The organism is Pseudomonas sp. GW821-FHT09C08, assembly GCF_059418125.1.
In genome coordinates this window covers 628,201-644,406 of the sequence record NZ_JBWKPG010000003.1, presented here as the reverse complement: position 1 = coordinate 644,406, position 16,206 = coordinate 628,201, and the positions used below count along the sequence as shown (strand labels likewise).

General features: G+C 62.6%; 12 protein-coding genes. 3 read left to right on the top strand and 9 right to left on the bottom strand.

Annotation, left to right across the window (positions count from 1 at the left end; genetic code table 11):
- Nucleotides 1–119: 119 nt before the first annotated feature.
- The 5 genes from AC07OJ_RS14000 to AC07OJ_RS13980 all read right to left on the bottom strand — a co-directional run bounded on the left by AC07OJ_RS14000 (nt 120) and on the right by AC07OJ_RS13980 (nt 6,943).
- On the bottom strand, nt 120–3,137 hold the full coding sequence (locus AC07OJ_RS14000) for a sarcosine oxidase subunit alpha (RefSeq protein ID WP_495094671.1): 3,018 nt from the start codon (nt 3,135–3,137) through the stop codon (nt 120–122).
- Entirely contained in the window at nt 3,134–3,436 is a 303-nt protein-coding gene (locus AC07OJ_RS13995; protein ID WP_065904766.1) for a sarcosine oxidase subunit delta, read from the bottom strand. Before AC07OJ_RS13995 ends, AC07OJ_RS14000 begins: the two co-directional genes overlap by 4 nt.
- A 15-nt stretch (nt 3,437–3,451) precedes the next feature.
- A complete protein-coding gene (locus AC07OJ_RS13990; RefSeq protein WP_003209185.1) occupies nt 3,452–4,702 on the bottom strand; it encodes a sarcosine oxidase subunit beta in 1,251 nt (416 codons plus the stop codon).
- Between the two features lie 22 nt (nt 4,703–4,724).
- Nucleotides 4,725–5,978, bottom strand: a complete 1,254-nt coding sequence (gene glyA, locus AC07OJ_RS13985) for a serine hydroxymethyltransferase (RefSeq protein WP_106802442.1) — start codon at nt 5,976–5,978, stop codon at nt 4,725–4,727.
- Nucleotides 5,979–6,214: 236 nt separating this feature from the next.
- Entirely contained in the window at nt 6,215–6,943 is a 729-nt protein-coding gene (locus AC07OJ_RS13980) for a TraX family protein (RefSeq protein WP_495094716.1), read from the bottom strand.
- Between the two features lie 90 nt (nt 6,944–7,033).
- On the opposite strand from AC07OJ_RS13980, the gene AC07OJ_RS13975 reads away from it, so the two are divergent.
- Complete coding sequence (locus tag AC07OJ_RS13975) at nt 7,034–8,074, top strand: threonine aldolase family protein (RefSeq protein ID WP_065929441.1); 1,041 nt, start codon at nt 7,034–7,036, stop codon at nt 8,072–8,074.
- Between the two features lie 194 nt (nt 8,075–8,268).
- On the top strand, nt 8,269–8,469 hold the full coding sequence (locus AC07OJ_RS13970) for a hypothetical protein (RefSeq protein ID WP_495094670.1): 201 nt from the start codon (nt 8,269–8,271) through the stop codon (nt 8,467–8,469).
- A 178-nt stretch (nt 8,470–8,647) separates the two neighbouring features.
- Here AC07OJ_RS13970 and gbcB read toward each other — a convergent pair whose 3' ends face one another.
- On the bottom strand, nt 8,648–9,748 hold the full coding sequence (gene gbcB / locus AC07OJ_RS13965; protein ID WP_106802438.1) for a glycine betaine monooxygenase reductase subunit: 1,101 nt from the start codon (nt 9,746–9,748) through the stop codon (nt 8,648–8,650).
- Nucleotides 9,749–10,030: 282 nt separating this feature from the next.
- Between gbcB and gbca the strand changes: the two genes are divergently transcribed.
- Nucleotides 10,031–11,326, top strand: a complete 1,296-nt coding sequence (gene gbca, locus AC07OJ_RS13960; RefSeq protein WP_495094669.1) for a glycine betaine monooxygenase oxygenase subunit — start codon at nt 10,031–10,033, stop codon at nt 11,324–11,326.
- Between the two features lie 894 nt (nt 11,327–12,220).
- On the opposite strand, the gene etfB is transcribed toward gbca, so the two are convergent.
- The 3 genes from etfB to dgcB are packed head-to-tail and all read right to left on the bottom strand — an operon-like array spanning nt 12,221 to nt 16,162.
- On the bottom strand, nt 12,221–12,991 hold the full coding sequence (etfB, locus tag AC07OJ_RS13955) for an electron transfer flavoprotein subunit beta (RefSeq protein ID WP_120450242.1): 771 nt from the start codon (nt 12,989–12,991) through the stop codon (nt 12,221–12,223).
- Nucleotides 12,992–13,001: 10 nt separating this feature from the next.
- Nucleotides 13,002–14,222, bottom strand: coding sequence for an electron transfer flavoprotein subunit alpha (etfA, locus tag AC07OJ_RS13950; protein ID WP_495094668.1), 1,221 nt, complete (start codon nt 14,220–14,222; stop codon nt 13,002–13,004).
- On the bottom strand, nt 14,222–16,162 hold the full coding sequence (gene dgcB / locus AC07OJ_RS13945) for a dimethylglycine demethylation protein DgcB (protein ID WP_495094667.1): 1,941 nt from the start codon (nt 16,160–16,162) through the stop codon (nt 14,222–14,224). The genes etfA and dgcB overlap by 1 nt, the downstream gene beginning before the upstream one ends.
- Between the last annotated feature and the right edge of the window lie 44 nt (nt 16,163–16,206).

Sequence of the window (16,206 nt, the reverse complement as noted above, 5' to 3'; positions counted from 1 at the left end):
TGAATTTGATCGTTCCCACGCTCTGCGTGGGAATACCGCCATGGACGCTCTGCGTCCGCTCTTTGGGCGCAGAGCGCCCCGGGATGCATTCCCACGCGGAGCGTGGGAACGATCAGGTGTCAGATGTTCTGGCGCTCGCCTTTCGGGTCAAAGAACACCGAAGACACGATCTCCGCCTCGATCACGCTGCCGTCGGCCTGCGGCGAAAACACCCGCTCGCCGATGCGCTTCAAGCCGCCCTTCACCACCGCCATCGCAAACGAATAACCCAGCGAGTTGTGCGCATAACTTGAGGTGACGTGGCCAACCATCTTCATCGGGATCGTCTGCTTCGGATCGAACACCAGTTGCGCGCCTTCCGGCAGCCATACGTTCGGATCGATCGGCTTCAAGCCCACCAGTTGCTTGCGCTCTTCGCGCACGCAGTCTTCACGGTTCATCCCGCGCCAGCCGATCCACGAGAACGGCTTGGTGCGACCGACACACCAACCCATGTTCAGGTCGTCCGGGGTCATCGAGCCGTCCGTGTCCTGGCCGACGATGATGAAGCCCTTCTCGGCCCGCAGCACGTGCATGGTCTCGGTGCCGTAGGGCGTGAGGTTGTACTTTTTGCCGGCCTCGACGATTTTCTCCAGCACACCCATCGCATAGTCGGCCTGCACGTTGACTTCGTACGACAGCTCGCCGGTAAACGAGATGCGGAACACCCGCGCCGGCACACCGCCGACCAGGCCTTCCTTCCAGGTCATGAACGGGAAGCCGTCCTTGTCCAGGTCGATGTCGGTCACTTCACTCAACAGCTTGCGGCTGTTGGGACCAGACAGGGTCATGGTCGCCCAGTGGTCGGTGACCGAAGTGAAGTACACCTTGAGGTCTGGCCACTCGGTCTGCTGGTAGATCTCCAGCCACTGCAGCACGCGCGCGGCGCCGCCGGTGGTGGTGGTCATCAGGAAGTGGTTGTCGGCGAGGCAGGCGGTGACGCCGTCGTCGAAGACCATGCCGTCTTCCTTGCACATCAGGCCGTAGCGCGCCTTGCCCACATCGAGCTTGGTCCACGCGTTGGTGTAGATGCGGTTGAGGAACTCACGCGCGTCCGAGCCCTGGATGTCGATCTTGCCGAGGGTGGATGCATCGAGCAGGCCGACACTGTCGCGCACGGCCAGGCACTCACGCTTCACGGCGGCGTGCAGGTCTTCACCGTTACGCGGGAAGTACCACGGGCGTTTCCACTGGCCGACGTCTTCAAACTCGGCGCCGTTTTTCACGTGCCAGGCCTGCAACGCGGTGTAGCGCACCGGCTCGAAGATGTGCCCACAGTGGCGGCCCGCGACGGCGCCGAAGGTCACCGGCGTGTAGTTGGGACGGAACATGGTGGTGCCCATCTGCGGGATGGTCACGTTCAGCGAACGGGCGGCGATGGCCAGGCCATTGACGTTGCCCAGCTTGCCCTGGTCGGTGCCGAAGCCCAGCGCGGTGTAGCGCTTGACGTGCTCGACCGACTCGAAACCTTCGCGGGTCGCGAGTTCGATGGCGGCGGCGGTGACGTCATTCTGCAAATCCACAAATTGCTTGGGCGCCCGCGCGGTAGCTTTCTCATGGGGCACCTGGAACAACGCCAGTGTCGGCTCTTCCAGACGGCTCAAGGCTTTCGGCAAGGTGCCTTCCACCGGCGCGAAACCGGCGTCGCTGGCCGCGCGCACGCCGCCTTCAAAACCATCCGCCAGGGAATCGCCGAGGCCGTAGACGCCGTTGATACCACCGACGCACACGCGCTTCTGCGGCGCTTCGCCCGGGACGAAGCCGAGGATGTCTTCACGCCAGGTCGGCTTGCCGCCCAGGTGCGAAGCCAGGTGGACCACCGGGCTGTAGCCGCCGGAGCTGGCGACCAGGTCGCAGTCCAGCCACTCGCCGGGGCTGGTGACTTTATGCGCCTTGACGTCGATGGCCGCCACGCGGGCGCCGGTCACGTGCTTGCTGCCACGGGCCTCGATCACGGCGCTGCCGGTGAGGATGCGAATGCCTTTGGCGCGGGCCTCTTCCACCAGCGCGCCGCGTGGGTTGTGACGCGCATCGGCCACGGCGACCACTTGCAGGCCAGCGTCGAACCAGTCCAGCGCCACGCGATAGGCGTGGTCGTTGTTGGTCGACAGCACCAGCTTCTTGCCCGGCGCCACGCCGTAGCGGCGCACGTAAGTCGAGACCGCACCGGCGAGCATGTTACCCGGCACATCGTTGTTGCCGTACACCAGCGGGCGCTCGCACGCGCCGGTCGCCAGCACCACGCGCTTGGCACGCACACGGTGGATACGCTGGCGCACCTGGCCGATCGGCGCACGGTCGCCGAGGTGATCGGTAAGGCGCTCGTGAATGGTCAGGAAGTTATGGTCGTGGTAACCGTTGACGGTCGCGCGAGGCAGCAGCACCACGTCCGGCAGGGCTTTCAATTCGGCGATGACGCTGGCGACCCACTCGGTGGCCGGCTTACCGTCGAGGCTCTCGCGCGAATCCAGCAACGAGCCGCCGAACTCTTCCTGCTCGTCGGCGATGATCACGCGGGCACCGCTGCGCGCGGCGGCCAGTGCAGCGGCCAAACCGGCAGGGCCGGCGCCGACAATCAGCACGTCGCAGTGACGGTTCATGTTGTCGTAGGTGTCCGGGTCATTCTCGGTCGGCGAGCGGCCCAGGCCGGCAGCCTTGCGGATGTACTTCTCGTACGTCATCCAGAACGACTGCGGGTACATGAAGGTTTTGTAGTAGAAACCCGGCGGCATCAGCTTGCCGCCGACCTTGCCGAGAATGCCCATCATGTCGTTGTTGACGCTCGGCCAGCCGTTGGTGCTGGTGGCGACCAGGCCTTGGTACAGCGCCTGTTGGGTAGCGCGCACGTTGGGAATCTGGGTGGCTTCGGTGGCGCCGATCTGCAGCACCGCGTTCGGCTCTTCGGCACCGGCGGCGAAGATGCCGCGCGGGCGGGAATACTTGAAGCTGCGACCGATGATGTCGACGCCGTTGGCCAGCAGGGCTGCGGCCAGGGTGTCGCCTTCAAAGCCTTTGTAGCTCTGGCCATTGAAGCTGAAGCTCAGCACTTTGTTCCGGTCGATCCGGCCACCGTTGGACAGGCGATTGATCTGGCTCATACCTTCTCTCCAGAAGCCTTGGCGGTGAATTGCGGCTTGGTGCCTATCTTGTAGGTTTCAAGAATTTCGTAGGTCACGGTGTCGCGGGTGGCGTTGAAATACTGGCGGCACCCGGCGGCGTGGATCCACAGCTCGTGGTGCAGGCCACGCGGGTTATCGCGAAAGAACATGTAGTCGCCCCACTCTTCGTCGGTGCAGGCGTTCGGGTCCAGCGGGCGCGGGATATGTGCCTGGCCGGACGCGTGGAATTCCTCTTCGGAGCGCAGCTCAAAGCAGTGAGGACAGAAGATATGCAACATAGGGAATTTCTCCTGTTAGTGAGCGACGGCTGCAGCGCCGTGTTCATCGATCAACGCACCGTTGTGGAAACGGTCGATGGAGAAAGGCGCTGCCAGCGGGTGCATTTCACCCTTGGCGAGGCTGGCGGCAAACACGTTGCCTGAGCCCGGCGTGGCCTTGAAGCCACCGGTGCCCCAACCGCAGTTGAAGAACATGTTCGGGACCGGGGTCTTGGAGATGATCGGGCAGGCGTCCGGCGTGGTGTCGACGATGCCGCCCCATTGGCGGTTCATGCGCACGCGCGACAGCACCGGGAACATCTCGACGATGGCCTGGATGGTGTGTTCGATCACCGGGTAAGAGCCGCGCTGGCCGTAGCCGTTGTAGCCGTCGATCCCCGCGCCGATCACCAGGTCGCCCTTGTCGGACTGGCTGATATAGCCGTGCACGGCGTTGGACATGATCACGCTGTCGATGATCGGCTTGATCGGCTCCGACACCAGTGCTTGCAACGGGTGGGATTCGATCGGCAGGCGAAAGCCCGCGAGCGAAGCCATGTGCCCGGAATTACCGGCGGTGACCACGCCGACGCGCTTGGCGCCGATGAAGCCCTTGTTGGTCTCCACGCCGATGCACACGCCGTTTTCCTTGCGGAAACCGATCACTTCGGTCTGCTGGATCAAGTCCACGCCGAGTGCATCAGCGGCGCGGGCAAAGCCCCAGGCCACGGCATCGTGACGGGCCACGCCGCCGCGCCGTTGCACAGTGGCGCCCATCACCGGGTAGCGGGTATTTTTCGAGCAGTCGAGGTACGGGATCTCATCGGCCACTTGCTTGGCGTTGAGCAGTTCGCCGTCCACGCCGTTGAGGCGGTTGGCACTCACGCGGCGCTCGGAATCTCGGATGTCCTGCAGGGTGTGACACAGGTTGTAGACGCCACGCTGGGAGAACATCACGTTGTAGTTCAGGTCCTGGGACAAACCTTCCCAGAGCTTCATCGCGTGTTCGTAGAGGTGCGCCGACTCGTCCCACAGGTAGTTGGAACGCACGATGGTGGTGTTGCGCGCGGTGTTACCGCCGCCCAGCCAGCCTTTCTCGACCACGGCCACGTTGGTGATGCCGTGTTCCTTGGCCAGGTAGTAGGCGGTCGCCAGGCCATGCCCGCCACCGCCGACGATGACCACGTCGTAGACCTTTTTAGGGGTCGGCGTGCGCCACATCTTCTGCCAGTTTTCGTGGTGGCTGAGTGAGTGCTTGAAGAGGCCGAAGCCCGAGTAGCGTTGCATAGTCATTACTCCAAAACCGCGCTCAGCGATAAACCGGGAAATCAGCGCACAGGGCAGACACGTGCTTGGCCACGTTGGCCTCGACGTCGGCGTCGCCGAGGTTGTCGAGGATGTCGCAGATCCAGCCGGCCAGTTCGATGCACTGCGGCACTTTGAAACCACGCGTGGTCACCGCTGGGGTGCCGATACGCAGGCCCGAGGTCACGAACGGCGACTGCGGGTCATTCGGCACGGCGTTCTTGTTGACGGTGATGTGGGCGCGACCGAGGGCGGCGTCCGCCTCTTTGCCGGTGAGGCCCTGGCGGATCAGGCTGACCAGGAACAAGTGGTTGTCAGTGCCGCCGGACACCACGTCGTAGCCCCGCTTGATAAACACCTCGGCCATGGCCTGGGCGTTGTCGATGACCTGTTGCTGGTAGGCCTTGAAGCCGGGCTCCAGCGCTTCCTTGAAGCACACGGCCTTGCCGGCGATCACGTGCATCAGCGGGCCGCCCTGGGCGCCGGGGAATACTGCGGAGTTGAGTTTTTTCTCAATCTCTTCGTTGGACTTGGCCAGGATCAAACCGCCACGCGGGCCGCGCAGGGTCTTGTGGGTGGTGGTGGTGACCACATCAGCGTACGGCAGCGGGTTCGGGTACAGGCCAGCGGCAACCAGGCCGGCGACGTGAGCCATGTCGACGAAGAGCAGCGCCCCGACCTTGTCGGCAATCTGGCGAAAACGGGGGAAATCCAGGGTCTTGGAGTACGCGGAGAAACCGGCGACAACCATCTTCGGCTTGTGCTCCACCGCCAGGCGCTCGACTTCGTCGTAGTCGATCAGGCCGGTGTCGGTGTTGATGCCGTATTGCACCGCGTTGTACAGCTTGCCCGAGGACGACACCTTGGCGCCGTGGGTCAGGTGACCGCCGTGGGCCAGGCTCATGCCGAGGATGGTGTCACCGGCGTTCAGCAGCGCCAGGTACACCGCGCTGTTGGCGGACGAGCCGGAGTGCGGCTGCACGTTGGCGTAATCGGCGCCGAACAGCTGCTTGGCGCGTTCGATCGCCAGCACCTCGACCTTGTCCACGTGCTCGCAGCCGCCGTAGTAGCGCTTGCCCGGGTAGCCTTCGGCGTATTTGTTGGTGAGGCCGCTGCCCTGGGCTTCCATCACGCGTTTGCTGGTGTAGTTCTCCGACGCGATCAGCTCGATATGATCTTCCTGGCGCTGCTCCTCGGCATTCATGGCCGCCAGCAGTGCGTCGTCATATCCCTGGATCTGGTCTTTTTTGCTGAACATCGCGTCTCTCCCAGCCTTTCGTATTGTTGAGGCCCTCGCAGGGCCCTTTGATGCGATGGTAGGGCTGGCGCTCGCAGGTCAAATGCCTACGGACGCCACGCAAAGGTGCGTTTACGACATGGCCGGAACAACACAGAACAAATGTGGGAGCGGGCTTGTGTGGGAGCTGGCTTGCCTGCGATACCATCCCCTCGAACGAGGCGTCTGCATCGCAGGCAAGCCAGCGCCCACAAGCATTAGGCGATGATCTTTCGAAGGAGTAGCAATAGTAAGAAATGCGCTGGATAAAGCGCATACGCCCAGCGCCGCATGGCCGGTGGCGACACCTGCCCGGCATGTCGCAACAAGACCAGTCCGGCCAGCGGCGCAATCAGGCATGTCGCCAATCCCATTAACGCCACTGGCGTGCCGCTATTGAGCAGGATCTGCCATTGATTGGCAGCTACGCATACCAGGCCTGGCAATATGCTGAAATACCAGGGCCGGCTGAGCACCACGAGCATCGCCAGCGGCAGCACGACGCCAAAGAAACCGAACATGAGTTGGGTCGAAAATACGCCGGCGACAACTAACGCAATCAGCGCCAATCCTCGATCAACCAGCGTCTTCTGCTGCCATCCTCGGGCAACCAGCAGACCCAGCGCGAGGGTCGGCAGCACGTTCAAGGTATCGGCGTCGTCGATAAACAGACGGTACGGCACTTCACTGATCACGCTGAAGAGCAGCAACCAGCCCATATAGCGCCACTGCCCCGTCACCGGCGCGCCCTTGACCCGATGCAAATTCGCCGCAATCGCCAGGCAAAACCACGGGAACGCCAGGCGCCCCGGTACGTACAGGCCATCCAGGCTCAGCCCGACATAGCGCAGGTGATCAAGCACCATGCACAGCAGCGCCAGCCACTTGAGCAGGTCCAGGGCGCCATCACGGACGCGTCTGACAGGAATCGTTTCAGTGCCGTGCATAATTCCCCAGTGACTTTGCATTTACAGTGCGTGCGCACGCCCGACAATCTTGGTTACAGTGCGCACCAACATCGACCACAGGAATGGGCCATGACCGACAAGAGCCAACAATTCGCCAGCGACAACTATTCGGGCATCTGCCCGGAAGCCTGGGCCGCCATGGAACAAGCCAACCAGGGCCATCAACGCGCCTACGGCGATGATGAATGGACCCATCGCGCCGCCGACGGTTTCCGCAATCTGTTTGAAACCGACTGCGAAGTGTTCTTCGCCTTCAACGGGACTGCAGCCAACTCGCTGGCGCTGTCCTCGTTGTGCCAGAGCTACCATAGCGTGATTTGCTCGGAAACCGCCCACGTCGAAACCGACGAATGCGGCGCACCGGAGTTTTTCTCCAACGGCTCCAAGCTGCTCACCGCGCGCACCGAAAACGGCAAACTGACCCCGGAATCGATTCGTGAGATCGCCCTCAAGCGCCAGGACATCCACTACCCGAAACCGCGCGTGGTCACCCTCACCCAAGCCACCGAAGTCGGCAGCGTGTACACCCCGGAAGAAATCCGCGCGATCAGCGTTACCTGCAAGGAGCTGGGCCTGAACCTGCACATGGACGGCGCACGCTTCTCCAACGCCTGCGCGTTCCTCGGCTGCTCGCCGGCCGACCTGACCTGGAAAGCCGGGGTCGACGTGCTGTGCTTTGGCGGGACCAAGAACGGCATGGCGGTGGGCGAAGCGATCCTGTTCTTCAACCACAAACTGGCCGAAGACTTCGACTACCGCTGCAAACAGGCCGGCCAGCTGGCGTCGAAAATGCGCTTCCTCTCCGCGCCGTGGGTGGGCCTGCTGGAAAACGACGCCTGGCTCAAACACGCACGCCATGCCAACCACTGCGCGCAGCTGCTGAGCAGCCTGGTGGCAGACATTCCGGGTGTGGAATTGATGTTCCCGGTACAGGCCAACGGCGTGTTCCTGCAACTCTCGGAACCGGCCATCGCCGCACTCACGGCCAAGGGCTGGCGCTTCTACACCTTCATCGGCAAAGGCGGTGCGCGCTTCATGTGTGCGTGGGATACCGAAGAAGAGCGCGTAAGAGAATTGGCTGCGGATATTCGGGAAGTGATGAACGCTTAACGTAGGAAAAAGGCCGCCGAATACTGGCCGAATGCCGAGACTGTTTTTTGATATTTCTGACAGCAGCGGACCCGCTTTTCGTTGACTAGCCTCTTGGAACCCGGAAGGAAAAGGCCGCTGCAGCGACCTCCTTTCGGGTATCACCGCCTGCCGAACAATCGGCCGGAAATGGAACTCCAGCAGAGGACTACACCATGGAATATCAAAACAACAGTAACAACCTGCAAGGCGACGGCACCATCAGCACCACCGTCATTGATTGGGATGAGTTTCGCAAATACGCAAAAGTCGGTGACACCATCCGCGAACCATCCAGGACCTTGCGGATCTACGACAAAGTCTACGAATTGACAGCATCAGGCCAGCACTTCGTCGTGCATATCTATGCCCAGTAACCGTTAGCTTGAGCATTCCCCAGTCACCCAGCCATCACTGATGTAACCCGGTAAAACTGTGGGAGCGGGCTTGCTCGCGAAAGCGGAGTGTCAGTCGCTGGAGATTTTGACTGATACACCGCATTCGCGGGCAAGCCCGCTCCCACATTGGATCGTGCTCGCTTAAGCGCGTGGTAAATCAGAATTCGATGCGCACATCACCCTTGGGCACACTGCAGCACGACAGGATGTAGCCTTCGGCTTCGTCTTCCTCGGTGATCCCGCCGTTGTGGTCCATCTCGACCTCCCCGCCCAGCTTCATCACTTTGCATGTTCCGCAGATGCCCATGCCGCAGGCCTTGGGGATCAACAGCCCAAGCTTGGCCGCCGCTGCGTGGACGGTTTCGCCAGGCGCCACGCGAATGCTCTTGCCCGAGGCAATGAACTCCACCTGGTGCAGGTCCGCCAGGTCGATTTCCGGTGCCTCGGCCGCTTGTTCGGCTTGCTCCACCGCATCGGCGCGCGCTTCCGGCGGCGTCGCGCCGAAGGATTCCTCGTGGTAGCGCGCCATGTCGAAACCGGCAGCTTCCAGCAGGCGCTTCACTGCGTTCATATAAGGCGTGGGGCCGCAGCAGAATACTTCGCGCTCCAGGAAGTCCGGCACCATCAGCTCGAGCATCTTGTGGTTCAAGTAGCCGCGATAACCGGCCCACGGTTCGCCCAGCCCGTGTTTCTCGCAGATCAGGTGCAGGCTGAAGTTGTCGATCCGCGACGCCATGTGTTCCAGCTCGCGGTGGTAGATGATGTCCTTGGGCGAACGGGCGCTGTGGATAAACGTCATGTCGACGTTGGCGTTGGTGTCGTAGAACCAGCGCGCCATGGACATCACCGGAGTAATCCCCACGCCACCGCTGAGGTACAACACTTTCGGGCTCGGGAAGTCGATGGCATTGAACAGCCCCACCGGACCGTGCACCGCCAGTTCCTGGCCTTCATGCAGGGTGTCGTGCAGCCAGTTGGACACACGGCCACCCGGCACGCGCTTGATGGTCACCGAGAAGCTGTAAGGCACCGACGGTGAACTGGAAATGGTGTAGGAGCGCATGATCGGCTGGCCGTCGATTTCCAGCTCCAGGGTCACGAACTGGCCCGGCTTGAAGAAGAACAGGATCGGCTGGTCGGCCATGAAGCAGAAGGTGCGCACGTCCCAGGTTTCCTGGATGACTTTGACGCAACGGACGATGTGTCGACCATTGGCCCAGGTCTGGGTGGTGACCGGATTCAGGAAGCTGTTGGACATGCTGTTCTCCGTAGCCGTGTGTCGGCCTGATGGTGGCGATTCTGCGTAACGCGAGAACCACCCATTTACCTATCTGCGACATTCACATACTTATCGCGACCAGCCCCCATACCACGGGGGTTGCGCGTCGGGATCAGAGTGGGCCATGTCGCTCATGGATAAGGTTCGGGGCATCGGCGGCCCCACACTCGCTCCCAACAACGACGCTTTCTTTACGCCTTGCACAGCAACAACCGTAGCCACTTATCCCGGCCACACAGAATGGCCATGAGGACACACACGATGGACGTCACCGCAACCCTGAGCTTGGGCGATCCGCTGGAACTCGCACGCAAGGCCACCGCGCAAATGCTGCAAGAGCGCGAGCGCACCTTCTCGCTGCCGCAGCCGTTCTACTCTGACGAGCGGCTGTTCGATATCGACATGCAGGAGATCTTCCAGAAAGAATGGTTGATCGCCGGCATGACCTGCGAAATCCCTACCAAGGGCAACTACCTGACCCTGCAAGTGGGCAAGAACCCGATCATCGTGATCCGTGGCGCCGAAGGCGTCGTGCATGCGTTCCATAACGTGTGCCGCCACCGGGGCTCGCGCCTGTGCACCAGCGACAAGGGCAAGGTCGCCAAACTGGTGTGCCACTACCACCAATGGACCTACGAGCTGGACGGCCGCCTGCTGTTCGCCGGCACCGAGATGGGCGCCGACTTCGATATGAAGCAGTACGGCCTCAAGCCAGTGAATGTGAAGACCGCCGGCGGCTACATCTTCATCAGCCTGGCCGAGAATCCGCCGGCCATCGATGACTTCCTGTCGACACTCAATCACTACATGGAACCGTACGACATGGAGAACACCAAGGTGGCGGTGCAAACCACCTTGATGGAAAAAGCCAACTGGAAACTGGTGCTGGAAAACAACCGCGAGTGCTACCACTGCAACGCGTCGCACCCGGAGCTGTTGAAAACCCTGCTGGAATGGGACGACGTCACCGACCCGCGCGCCGACCAGGCCTTCAAGGACCACGTCGCCGCCTCGGCCGCCGCCTGGGATGCCGAGAAAATCCCTTACGCCCACGCCAGCTTCGGCCTGCGCAACCGTATCGTGCGCATGCCTTTGCTCAAGGGCACCGTGTCGATGACCCTGGACGGCAAGCAGGGCTGTGCCAAGCTCATGGGCCGCATCAAGAACCCCGACCTGGGCTCGATGCGCATCCTGCACTTGCCGCACTCGTGGAACCACTGCATGGGCGACCACATCATCGTGTTCACCGTGTGGCCGATCAGCGCCCAGGAAACCATGGTCACCACCAAGTGGATCGTGCACAAGGACGCCGTCGAAGGCGTGGACTACGACGTGGAGCGCATGCGCCAGGTGTGGGACGCCACCAACGACCAGGACCGGCGCCTGGCCGAAGAGAACCAGCGCGGCATCAACTCCACGGCCTATCAGCCAGGACCGTACTCGAAGACCTATGAATTTGGCGTGGTGAACTTCGTGGACTGGTACAGCGAGCGCATGCTCAACAACCTGGGGGCGGCGCCCGCGCCTTACCTCAAGGGCGTTGCGGTTCACGAGTAACTGACACACCACAGATAAAAATGTGGGAGCGGGCTTGCTCGCGAAAGGGGTGGATCAGCCGGTAAATTGTACGGCTGGCACACCGCTTTCGCGGGCAAGCCCGCTCCTACTTTTAGCCCCACGCAATGATCAATAATTGATCAACCCCGCTACACCCCTTTACCACTGTGCCCTCCAGCCTTTACCCAACAACTTATCCACAAAGCCACCCACAGCAATTGTGGGCAACTGCACGACCCGTCCAAAATTAACTGAAGAAAATCCGTGACTTATTCAAGCTCACGGTTCCCGATACACATTGATCACTTATTGATCAATCCTTTGCAAGCCACATAATCCGTGGGCTGCAGCGGTGCGCAAACACCTTATCCACAGAAGCACCAACAGACTTTGGGGGCAACTTTGCCAGCGCTGTGGAAAACCGCTTCAAACCTTCATAAACCGGGGTATCCAGGCTCACACAGCCGGTAATACTGCCTAATTGATCATATTTCGACCAACAACCTGAAAGCCCCTGTTTATATGGCCTGCAGCCGATAGCGAACATCTTATCCACAGAAGCGCCAACAGACTTTGGGGGAAAGTCTGTGGACAGAGAGGCGCTGAATAAGAGAAAAACCCAAGGAAAAACCGTCAGTTAGGCTGGTTGTTTTTCATACAGAGGGCTACAGGGCTTGATTTGCAGGGGGTGTGGACAACCGCGAACAGGTTATCCACAGGTGGATCAACAGGGATTGTGGGTAATCCTCCAGGCGCGCCGCAAAAACACCGGCCCAACCGGCTTTCCTGTGGGAGCGGGCTTGCCCGCGATGCAGGCGACCCGGTCCAAGGCAAGACCGCGATGAGGCCATCGCAGGCAAGCCAGCTCCCACACAGGCATCGTAATGCCCTGAATCAGCGCACGACGCCTTCTTCGATGAGCAGCTTGAGAATGGCCTGGGCGCCCTCTTCGGCGCTCACGCCCTTGAGTACTTGCCCGCCGCCGCCGCTGGCCTTGGCCGTGGCCGCCTTCATGCGGTCGGCGCCACTCTTGGCCTTGATCACCTTGAGGCGCTTGGGCCGTGGCTTGGCCGGCTGCAACAGCGCGCCGGTGAATAACTCGTCCTGCTCGACCTCAACCTCATGGGCCGCCAGCTCGCCGCGTTGCGCGGGGCCATAGGCGCTTTGTCGTGGCTTGGGCGCGGCGTTATCCACAGTCGCCAGGAACGGCAGGCGTACCTTCAGGCGGCGCCGCTGGCCACGGGGCAAAGCTTGCAGCACGTGGGCCACGCCGCCATCGATGGACTCCACCTGCGCCAGGCCGACAATCAGCGGCCAGCCCAATTGCTCGGCCAGCAGGAACGGCAACATTCCCGAGCCTTCGCCGGTTTCGGCCTGGCTGCCGGTGAGCACCACCTGGGCGCCGGCCTCGCGCAAATAATCACTGAGCACCGGCAGGGCATCAGCGCCGGCCGGTTGTTCGAGCACGTGCAGCTGCGGCAACCCCATGCCCAGGTAGCTGCGCAAGGTCGGCTCGTGGATATCGCCGGCGTGCAGCACCTGCAATTTGTCCCCCGCCATCTGCAGGCCCAACTCGACCGCGCGCGCGTCCTGTTCGGCGCGACGTGGGCGGCCGGAGGTCGGGTGGGCGCCGATGGACACCAGGCTGATTACATTCGTGGTCATGGCCATATCCTTAAGCCGCATCGCGCTTGGCGCCGTTGCGGTATGTCTGCACCGCATCGATCAAGGCTTGCAGAATCGCGGCGCTTTCGCCGATTACCGACAGGTCGGCACGCTTGATCATGTCGCAGCCGGCGTCGAGGTTGATCGCCACCACCTTGTCGCAGGCACCGATGCCTTGCAGGTGTTGGATCGCCCCGGAAATCCCCACGGCCACGTACACCCGCGCCGTCACCCAGGTGCCGCTGGCGCCGACCTGGCGATCGCGGGCCATAAAGCCGTCGTCCACCGCCACGCGCGATGCGCCTTCGGTGGCGCCCAATGCAGCGGCGGTCTGGTGGAAGAGCGCCCAGTCCTTCACGCCATTGCCGCCAGAGAAAATGAATTCGGCCTCGGCCATCGGAATCGCTGCCGGGTCCACCGCCACCGCGCCGAGGTCTTCGATGCGCGGCAGGCTGCGTGCCAGGCTTGTGGATAACTCCACGGGCAACACTTCGTGGCGGGTCTCGCTGACCGGCTCGGCGCACTCGGCGGCCGCCAGGATCAGGCGCGGCAGCGGTCGCGCCAAGTCCTCCTGGCCCGCCCCGGCGCGGCCGATGCACTCCTGGCCCTTGATCTGCCACACCCGCGTGGCCGGACGTTCCTTGAGGCTGGCGGCAAAGCGCCGACCCAACTCACCGCCACCGCTGCGACTGTCAGGCAGCAACCAATGGCGCGGGTTGAACTGGTTATCCACAGCACGCAGGCCCTGCACGCGTTGTTCCGGTGCATAACCGTCGAATTCGTGGCCGTCGAGCACGAGCAGGCGATCCACCCCGGCCGTGGCAAAGGCGCTTTCCTTGTGCTCGCCAAACACCACCGCCAGCACCGCGCCGTCACTGCCGGCAAGTTGCCGCGCGAGGCCGATCAGGTCGCGGTCGTGGCTGCTCAGGCGGCCGCCGACCATGTCCGGCACCACGTTGATATAGAACGCCGGCGCAGGCACCTGGTGCAGCGGCAACTGCACCTGCACCGCCGCCATACGCTTGGCCGTGCCGCCCTGCTGGGCGCCGCTGCGGTCGATGCGCTTGATGCCGTTGGGGCCGATGAACCCGACACCGTGGACGTTTTTGCGAATCACACCGTTAGGCCCCATCCAGCTGTGTTGCGCCGGCTGCATCGCTGCATGCAACGGGTGCAGGCGGTTGCGGGCGATCCATTCGGCCCGTGGGTCGCGGCGGATAATGTCGCTCATCAGTGCACCTCCGCAGGTTCGCGTTTCAGGGTCTTGGCCGGTGCGGCGTCTTCAAGCAACGCGTCAGCCACCAGTTCGGCGATGTCCTTGATCATCGGGCGCGGTTCGACCACACCTTCCAGCATCGCAGTGCATTGCGGACAGCCCACGGCGACCAGCTCGGCGCCGGTTTCGCGGATGTCCTCCATGCGCATATCGGGGATACGTTGCTTGCCGGGGATGTCGGTGATCGGTGCACCACCGCCGCCGCCGCAGCAGCGTGAACGGAAGCCCGAGCGTTGCATCTCCTTGACCTCGATGCCCAGCGCGCGCAGCACCTGGCGCGGCGCCTCGTATTCGCCGTTGTAGCGCCCCAGGTAGCACGGGTCGTGATAGGTCACGCTGTTGCCCTTGTGCTGGCCCAGGTTCAGCGCGCCGTCGCCGATCAACTCGGCCATGAAGGTGCTGTGGTGCTGCACCACGTAGTCACCGTTGAAGGCGCCGTACTCATTTTTCAGCACATGGAAACTGTGCGGGTCGCAGGTGACGATGCGCTTGAAGCTGTACTTGGCCAGGGTCTGGATATTGCGCGTGGCCAGCAGTTGGAAGGTGGCTTCATCGCCGAGACGGCGGGCCACGTCGCCGCTGTCGCGCTCTTCGAGGCCGAGCACGGCGAAGTCGACCTTGGCGGCCTTGAGCACTTTGACGAAAGCCCGCAGGGTGCGCTGGTTACGCATGTCGAATGCGCCGTCGCCGACCCAGAACAGCACGTCGGCGCGGCCTTTGTTGCTGAGCAGTGGCAGGTTCAAATCCGCCGCCCAGTTCAGGCGCCCGCCCGGCGCAAAGCCGCCGGGGTTGTCGGTGGCGATCAGGTTTTCCAGGACCTCGGCGCCCTTGTTCGGCGTGGCGCCTTTTTCCAGGGTGAGGTGGCGGCGCATGTCGACGATGGCGTCCACGTGCTCGATCATCATCGGGCACTCTTCCACGCAGGCGCGGCAGGTGGTGCAGGACCACAGGGTCTCGGCGTCCACCAGGCCATTGACGATCGGTTGGTGCGGGTTGCCGCTGTGTTCGCCGACAGGCTTGCCGGGATAAGGGCTGCCGGCGAACTTGGCATCGGTGCCGCCGGCCAGGCCGACCACCATGTCCTGGATCAGCTTTTTCGGGTTCAGCGGCTGGCCGGCGGCGAATGCCGGGCACGCGGCCTCACACTTGCCGCACTGCACGCAGGCGTCGAAGCCGAGCAGTTGGTTCCAGGTGAAATCCTTGGGTTTTTCCACCCCCAATGGCGCGGTCTTGTCGCTGAGGTCCAGCGGCTTCAAGCCAGTGGAGCGACCGCCACCGAAGCGCTCGGCCCGGCGGTGCCAGGCCAGGTGCAGGGCGCCCGCGAAGGCGTGTTTCATCGGGCCGCCCCAGGTCATGCCGAAGAACATTTCGGACACGCCCCACAGCACGCCAAGGCTCAGCAGCACAGCGAGCAACCAGCCGCCGAAGTCCGCAGGCAGGACCCCGGCCACCGGCAACGTCACCAGGAAGAAACTCACCGAAAACGCCATCAGGCTTTTCGGCAGGCGCATCCACGGGCCTTTGGACAGCCGCGCAGGCGGGTTGCGCCGACGCAGGTAGACGAACGTGGCACCGACAAACATCAACACCGAAGCCAGCAGCAAGGCGTAGCCCAGTATGCGGTTATGCAGGCCGAACCCATGCACCAGGATCGCCAGCAACGCCGAGAGCACAAAGCCCAGGGCAGTGGCGACGTGGGTGTTGGCGATGTATTTGTCGCGGGCGACCACATGGTGCAGGTCGACCATGTAGCGCTTGGGCATGGCCAGCAGGCCGCCCAGCAGGTCGACTTTGGATGCACGGCCACGGCGCCACATGTTCACCCGGCGCAGGGCGCCGAGTACGGCGAGGCCTATCGCTGCGAACAAAAGAACAGGAAGCAAGGTGTTCAACATGGTGAAGCTCCCACAGATCTCGGGGTCAATGATCGTTCCCACGC